The sequence below is a fragment of the Elioraea rosea genome (assembly GCF_007644105.1).
GTDB lineage: Bacteria > Pseudomonadota > Alphaproteobacteria > Acetobacterales > Acetobacteraceae > Elioraea_A > Elioraea_A rosea.
On sequence record NZ_VFAC01000040.1, the window covers coordinates 24,807 to 32,389 of the forward strand.

The 7,583-nt window shown below is 72.8% G+C and carries 3 protein-coding genes; 1 reads left to right on the forward strand and 2 read right to left on the reverse strand.

From position 1 onward, the window contains the following. Positions 1 to 5 precede the first annotated feature (5 nt). A complete protein-coding gene (locus FIF60_RS18190; RefSeq protein ID WP_158639288.1) occupies positions 6 to 1,718 on the reverse strand; it encodes a methyl-accepting chemotaxis protein in 1,713 nt (570 codons plus the stop codon). A gap of 77 nt (positions 1,719 to 1,795) precedes the next feature. Further along, positions 1,796 to 5,011, reverse strand: coding sequence for an AsmA-like C-terminal region-containing protein (locus FIF60_RS18195; protein ID WP_144299710.1), 3,216 nt, complete (start codon positions 5,009 to 5,011; stop codon positions 1,796 to 1,798). A 56-nt stretch (positions 5,012 to 5,067) separates the two neighbouring features. On the opposite strand from FIF60_RS18195, the gene FIF60_RS18200 reads away from it, so the two are divergent. After that, on the forward strand, positions 5,068 to 7,583 hold a 2,516-nt coding region (locus FIF60_RS18200; RefSeq protein WP_144299711.1), incomplete at its 3' end, for a bifunctional [glutamine synthetase] adenylyltransferase/[glutamine synthetase]-adenylyl-L-tyrosine phosphorylase.

A 7,583-nucleotide genomic window follows, 5' to 3' on the forward strand; every position in this document is an offset into this window, starting at 1 on the left:
TGGGATCAGACCGTCCGCAATTCGCCGAGGAAGATCTCGACCGCTCCGGCAACGCCCCGGTTCTGGGTAGACAGCGCGCCGGCGGCCTGGCGCACCGCCTCGCTGCCTTCGGCCGCGGCGGAGGCATTGGCGCTCACTTCGGCGATGCGCTCGGACACACGGCTCGTTCCGCTCGCCGCCTGCTGCACCGACCGCGCGATCTCCGCCGTCGCCGCACCCTGCTCCTCCACCGCAGCCGCGATCGAGGAGGCGAGCGAGGAGATCTCGTCGATGCGCCCGGCGATCGACTTGATCGCGCCCACCGCGCCTCCGGTGGCCGACTGCATCGAGGCGATCTGCGCGGCGATCTCCTCCGTCGCCTTCGCCGTCTGTCCTGCGAGGTTCTTCACCTCGGAGGCGACCACCGCGAAGCCCTTGCCCGCCTCGCCGGCGCGCGCCGCCTCGATCGTCGCGTTCAGCGCGAGAAGGTTCGTCTGCCCGGCGATGTCGCCGATCAGCCGCACCACGTCGCCGATGCGCGACGCAGCGCCCGCAAGCGCATCGACCGAGGCGTTGGTGCGCGTCGCCTCCGAGACCGCCGCCGCAGCGACGGTCGCTGCCTGCGCGACCTGGCGCGAGATCTCGCCGATGCTGGCCGAAAGCTCCTCGGCTGCGGCCGCTGCGCCATTCACGCTGCTGGCAGCCTCGCCGGCCGCATCGGCCACGGCGGAGGACACCGAAACGTTCTGGCCGGCATTGTCGGCGATGCGCGAGGCCGTCGTCTCGAGCGAGGCCACGGCACCGGCCATCTCCCGCATCGCGCCCATCACCTCCGTCTCGAAACGGTCGGCCATGACAAGCCGCGCCGAGCGGCGGTCCTGCGAGGCACGCTCCCGCTCCTCGTCCGCAGCGCGGCGGAGCTCCGCCGCCTCGGCCGCCTTCGTCTGCAGCGTCGCCACCGCGCGGGCGAGCGCGCCCACCTGGTCGCGACGCTCCTGTCCCGGAACCTCGGACGCGTAGTCGCCCTCCGCGACGCGCCGCGTCGCCTCGGCGAGATGGCTGAGCGGACGGAGGGAGGCGCGCGCGATGAAGCCGAGCAGCAGCGCGCCGAGGATGATCGCGACCGCTGCCACGAGGGCCGCGCTCCAGAGCCTCTCATTGACCTCGGCCGCGATCTCGTCGACCGGTACGCCGACGAACCAGAGGCCGATCTGGCGACCCGCGCCGTCGCGGATCGGCTTGTAGATCGTCAGGTGGTCGCGCCCGAGGATGACGTTGCGGCCGCGATAGGTCTGGCCGCGCGTGATCGCGGCATCGAAGGCCGGGCCCGGCGCGAGCTTCGTGCCCACCCCGCGCGAGCCATCCGGCCGGGTGACGTTCGTCGCGATGCGGAGGTCGCCGAAGAACAGCGTCGCCACCGCACCGTTGACCGACTTCACGGCATCGACCACGTCGTTGCGGCCATTGAGCGCCTGGCCGCCGACGGTCATCCGCTCCCCATCGGCCGCGAAGCCCTGGCCGAGGCGCGACACCTCGTGCTTGAGCAACGCCAGGCTCGCCTCGAGCCGGTCCTGCGCCATCGCCATGGCCCTGTCCTCGAAGTTGCGGACGGACCAGGCCGCGATCGCGGCCGTGGCAAGCGCGGTGGCGACGATGCCGGCGATGACGACGCGTGCGGTCAGCCCGAGCGAGGCGCCGAGGCGGCCGAGGCGGGCACCAGGCAAGGAGACGACGCGCATGGAGGCAGCCCTCATGGATGGCGGAGCAAGCCGCCACCATGCCGGTGCACTGCTAATCGGCGGTTAAGCGCGCGGCGCTACCCGCCGCGCTGGTGCTCGGGGACATCGCCGGACGGCTGGGCCGCCGGGGGGGGCTGCCCGCTTCCCTCGAAGCTGCCGAACAGGCCGCGCAGGAACCCCGGCGTCAGGGCGGCGAGGGGGTTCACGCTCACCTCCGGGTCGGCCAGCGGGCCGCGGACCCGGTAGGTCGCGGCGAACAGCCCGCCCCCCTGCTCGGGAGAGAAGATGCGCCCGATCAGCGGGATGTGCCCGAGCAGGGAATTGAAGAAGTAGGCGGGCACGATCGTTCCCTCCAGGTCGAGCCGCTCGGCCTTCCGCTCCACCCGCCCCTTCGCTGTGAAGCCGAGCGAGGCGCCGTAGGCGCGGGCGTCGCGCAGCTCGAACAGCTCGTCCGTCAGGCTGAAGGAGGACACGGCGCGGGTGAAGGCAACGCCGGGGCCGCGCGCTAGATCGAGCACGCCGTAGAGCGTCATGGCCTGGAGCACACGGGCAGCGCCTGGCGCCTCGCGCATGCGGAAGTCGAGAAGCTCTGCCTCGCCTGTCAGCGGCCGCCCGGCCCGGGTGTCGTCATAGGTGCCGCGCACCGTGAGCGTGCCGCCGGCCATGGTGTGGAGGACGTCGAAGGCGTTGAGGAAGGCCCCGGCATCGTCGGCCGTCAGCAGGAGCGTCCGCTTCGCGCCTTCTGGCGTGACCTGCGCGCGCATCGTTCCGCGCTCGCCCGCCCGGGCGGAGAGATCGGCGCGCGCGATCATGCCGCGCGCATAGACGCCCGTGCCGCGCACATCGGCCAGCTCATGGCCGGGCTTGATGACCAGGCGGTCGATCACCGCATCGATACCGACATTCGGCTGGCTCGCCGCCGCATCGGCCGCGTCGGGCGTGACCGCCGCATCAGGGCCGCGGCGCGAGATGTCGAGCACCGGCGCGCGCAGCGTCACCGCATAGGCGGACCCCCGCTGCGGCAGCGCGACGGAGCCCGAAAGCCGCGAGCCGCCGAGCCGCAGATCGGGCACCTCGATGCGCTCGAGCCTGCCGTCGCGCGCGATAACGAAGCGCGCGTTGCCGCGGATCTCGCCCGCCTCGAGGCGCGTCAGCTCCGCACCGGTCAGCCGGCCGTTGGCGAGCGTCACGCGCCCTTCCGCCGTGCCAGGCTGGCCGGCCGGCTTCTCGACGCCGAGCTCGGTGACGGCGAGGCGGGACTGGGCGAGATCGGCCTTCACCGTCGCGAGTCCCTGGCCGCCGCGGCGCGTCTCCAGCGTCGCGTCGAGCGCGGCGCGGCCGGTGACCCAGGGCGCGGTGTCGAGGCCGAACAGCCCAGCGATTCCCTCCTGTGGCGGCACGCGCAGGGTGAACTTCTCGACCACCTGCGAAGCCGGGCCGGATCGGAAATCCATCATGCCGCCGACATCGGCGTTGATCGGCCCGAACTGTCCCGTGCCCGAGAGTGTGAGGCCGTTGCGGTCCGCGGCGAGTTCTGCGCGGCCGCGCTCGAAGTCGCGCCCGGCGAGGATGGCGGGAACGCGCACGTCCTGCGCCCGCGCCTTCGCGGTGACATCGAGATCATCGATCGAGAGCGCGTCGAGGAGCGGAAAGGCGACGGTGAGCGCGATCTCGCCCGCACCGGTGATGCCGGGCGGCGGCGCGCCGCGGCGGCTCAGCAGGTCGAGCTTCGGGTGGGCGAGAAGCGCGAGCGCGTCGGGGATGGTGCTGTCGATCCTGAGCGACACCTCCGCCCGGTTGGGTGAGGCATCGAGATCGAACAGACGAACCTTCCCCTCCGGCACGGTGATGGCGCCGAGCCGGCCGCCTTGCGTTTCGATGTCGATTGTCGATAGGCCGAGCCGCAACCTCGCCGCGACGCCTTCGACGGGCGGCATGGGGCGGAGATAGTGCACCGTCAGCGCGTCGCCCTGCAGCGTGCCGTCGACGGTCACGGGCACGAGGGTATCGAGCGTCGGCGGAATGGTCGCCGCGATCCGGGCATCGAGGTTTCGCGCCGTTCCCGCGGTGATGTTCTCGACGATCCAACGCCGCTCGTTCCGCCCCACTCCTTCGGGCCAGAGCTGCCGAAGGTCTGCCGCCGCGATCGCGTCGAGGGTGATCCGCGCCTCCGCACGCCAGCCGCCGCCCTGCTCCGGCGTGGCAGAGCCTGTGAGCGTCGCTGTCGGCGAGGGGCCGTGCGAGCCCGGAACTGTCAGCCTCGCCTCCTCGATCGTGATGGAGGACGGCGTGTAGCGCGCGGCAATGGCCGCAGAGGTCACCGGAAGCGTCGCAGCACCCGGAAGCGTCACCGCGCCTGCGCCGAGCGCGGCGCGAAGCCGCGCGGAGGTGATCGTGCCGTCGGGAGCGCGGCTCGCCCCGATCGTTCCGGAAAGCGGCGCCGCGATCCCGGCGATGTCGGCAAGCCGGGGCAGTGCGGCGGCGATCGCTGCCGGCTCGACGCTGTCGAAGCTCAGCTCCCCCTCGGCCCGGCCGTCCGGCTCAAGCCGCGCCGAGACACGAAGCGGAATCCGCGCCGCCCCGGCGATGGCATGGCCGGAGGCGGTGAGCACGAGCGATGCACCGCCTGGCGCGGTGCTGCGGCGGATGGCGAGCTGCGCGTCCGGGATCGTCCAGGATGCGCCGAGCTGGCGGTCCGCCACGACGATCTCGGCATCACGCACCACCACCTGGCGGAGCGCGGCAAAACGCGGCGAAGCCTCCCCCTGCCCGACAGGCACAAGGCCGAGCTCGGAGAGAAGGGCGACGTCGTTGCCGCCCTCCGGCGCGGGGGTGGGCGAAGCCTCGTGTCGCCGCGCGTCGAGTTCGAACGCAAACTGCCCGTCGCTCCCGCGGGTCAGGGTGATGCGGAGGCCGGCGAGAGCGATGGCGCGCGGCTCGAAGCGGCCGAGCAGAAGCGCCCGCAGCCCGAGCGACACCTCGCCCTCCGGAAGGGCGAGGATCTCGACCGCGTTCGCATCGTAGAGATGCACATCCGTCACGCGCACATCGAGCGGCCGGTCGATGCCGCCGCCGAAGCCTTCCCAGACGAGCGCCGCGCTGCCGATCGTCACGCGCATGCCGCGGTCATCGGAGTTGGCGTGGCGCTCCATGATCCGGGCGAGGGCATCGATCGCGAGCGGCCCCTGGGAGAGCCGCCAGGCAAGCGCGCCCACCCCGAGCGTGCCGGCAACCGCGAGCATCAGCACGAGCGCGCCGATCCAGCGAAGCAGGCGGCCCGAAGCGCGGATCATCCCTGTGCCCCCGCACGCTTGACCGGCGCGGGGATGGGCGGCGAGGCTCGCCGGCGATGCCACCCATCATCCCGCCCAGGCCGCACGACGAGACCGCAGCCGCCCTCTGGCGGGAACGGTGGGACGAGGCCTGGGCCGAGCGGCTCGAGGAGAGTCCGGGCGCCGGGCCGAACCCGGCAGGCGCGCCGGCGGAGGCAGCACTGCTCGACGCGATCTTCGGCAACAGCCCCTTCCTCGCCGCACTCGCGGTGAAGGAGCAGGACGCGATGGCAGCGATGCTCGCGGACGGGCCGGACGCGGCGTTCTCGGGCGTTCTCGCGAGCCTCGCTGCCGAGGCCCCGCCGGACGCCGCGCGCGCCGACATCGCCGCGGCCCTGCGCCGGGCGAAGCGGCGCGGCGCGCTGGTGATCGGCGCGGCCGACATCGCCGGGACCTGGGACGTCGGCCAGGTGACGGCCGCGCTGTCCGACCTGGCCGAGGCGACGCTGTCTGCCGTCGTGCGCCACCTTCTCGCCCAGCACATGGGCCAGCCGGCCGGGCAGCAGCGGGGCGGCGGGGCGGGCGGGTCGCTGCGGCTGCGTCACCGCGACGACCCTGCCCGGGGCAGCGGGCTGATCGTTCTTGGCATGGGCAAGCTCGGCGCCCGCGAACTCAACTATTCGAGCGATATCGACCTCGTGGTCCTCTTCGACGCGAGCCAAGCCTATCATGGTGACAATCCCGGGGCATTCTTCGTCCGCCTCGCGCGCGAGCTTGTGCGGCTGATGGAGGAGCGCAGCGCGGACGGCTACGTGTTCCGGACCGATCTCCGCCTGCGGCCCGACCCGGCGGCCACGCCGCTTGCCGTCTCTGTCGATGCCGCGCACACCTATTACTCAAGCCTCGGCCAGAACTGGGAACGGGCGGCGATGATCAAGGCGCGCCCGGTGGCGGGCGACCTAGCCGCCGGCAACGCGTTCCTCGCAGAGCTCCGCCCCTTCATCTGGCGCAAGCACCTCGACTTCGCAGCGATCCGCGACATCCACTCGATCAAGCGGCAGATCCAGGCGCATCGGGGCGGGGCGGAGATCGCGGTCGCCGGCCACAACCTCAAGCTCGGCCGCGGCGGCATCCGCGAGATCGAGTTCTTCGCCCAGGTGCAGCAGCTGATCTGGGGCGGGCGCGACCCGAAGCTCCGCAACCCGCGCACGCGCGAGGCGCTTGCCGCGCTCCGCCGCGCCGGCCTGCTCGAGGACGGGACGGAGCAGGCGCTCGCGCGCGCCTACGACTTCCTCCGCCGCATCGAGCACAGGCTGCAGATGCAGGATGACCGGCAGACCCACGCCCTGCCGGAGGACGAGGCCGGGCTTGCGGCGATCGCAACCTTCTCCGGCTACCCCGACGCCGCATCCTTCGCCGAGGCGCTGCTCGAGGAGCTTCGCGCGGTCGAGCGCGCCTATGCCGCCCTGTTCGAGGAGGCGCCCGACCTCGCAGGCCCGGGCAGCCTCGTCTTCACCGGCGTGACGGACGACCCGGCGACCATCGCGACCCTTCAGGGCATGGGCTACGCCAACGCAACCGCCGTCGCCTCGGCCGTGCGTGCCTGGCACCACGGCCGGCCCCGCGCGACACGGAGCGAGCGGGCGCGCGAGCTGCTCACCGAGCTGATGCCAGCCCTGCTCGCCTCGCTCGCGAAGCAGCAGGACCCTGACGCCGCCTTCACCCGGTTCGATGCGTTCCTGAACCGGCTGCCTGCGGGCGTGCAGATCTTCTCGCTCTTCCAGCGCAACCCCGCGCTGCTCGACCGGATCGCCTCCGTGTTCGGCGCGGCCCCGCTTCTTGCCGACCATCTCGCAACCCACCCCGCCGCGCTTGAGGGGCTGCTGACCGGCGACGTGCCGCAGGTCGACACTGGCCTCGACGCCGCGCTGGCCGATTGCCGCTACCTCGAGGAGGCGATGGATGCGGTGCGCCGCGTGGTGCACGAGCGCGCCTTCCTGATCGGCGCGGCGACGCTCGATGCGACGATGGATGCCGATTCGGCAGGCCGCGCGCGGGCCGACCTCGCCGATGCAGCTCTCGCCGCCCTGCTGCCGCGCGTCGCGGAGGATTTTGTTGCCAGGCACGGCAGGATCGCGCGCGGCGCGATGGCGGCGATCGCACTCGGCAAGCTCGGCGGGCGGGAGATGATGGCGGCCTCCGACCTCGACATCATCATGGTGTACGACCACGCGCCAGGCGCGGAGGCGGCGAAGGGCGGCACGGGCCGGGCGCTGACCCCTCCGGAATATTTCGGCAGGCTCGCGACCGCCTTTGTCGCCGCGATCAGCGCGCCTTCCGGCGCAGGCAAGCTGTTTGACGTCGACATGCGGCTCAGGCCCTCGGGCAACAAGGGGCCTATCGCCGTCGCCCTCGAGGGCTTCGCCCGCTACCACGAGAACGAGGCCTGGACGTGGGAGCACATGGCGCTGACTCGCGCCCGCCCCGTCGCCGGGCCGCCTGCGCTGCAGAAGCGCGTGGCCGCGGCGATCCGCGCCGCGCTGACCCGCCGGCGTGACCCGGACAAGCTGCGCGCCGACGCCGCCGCGCTGCG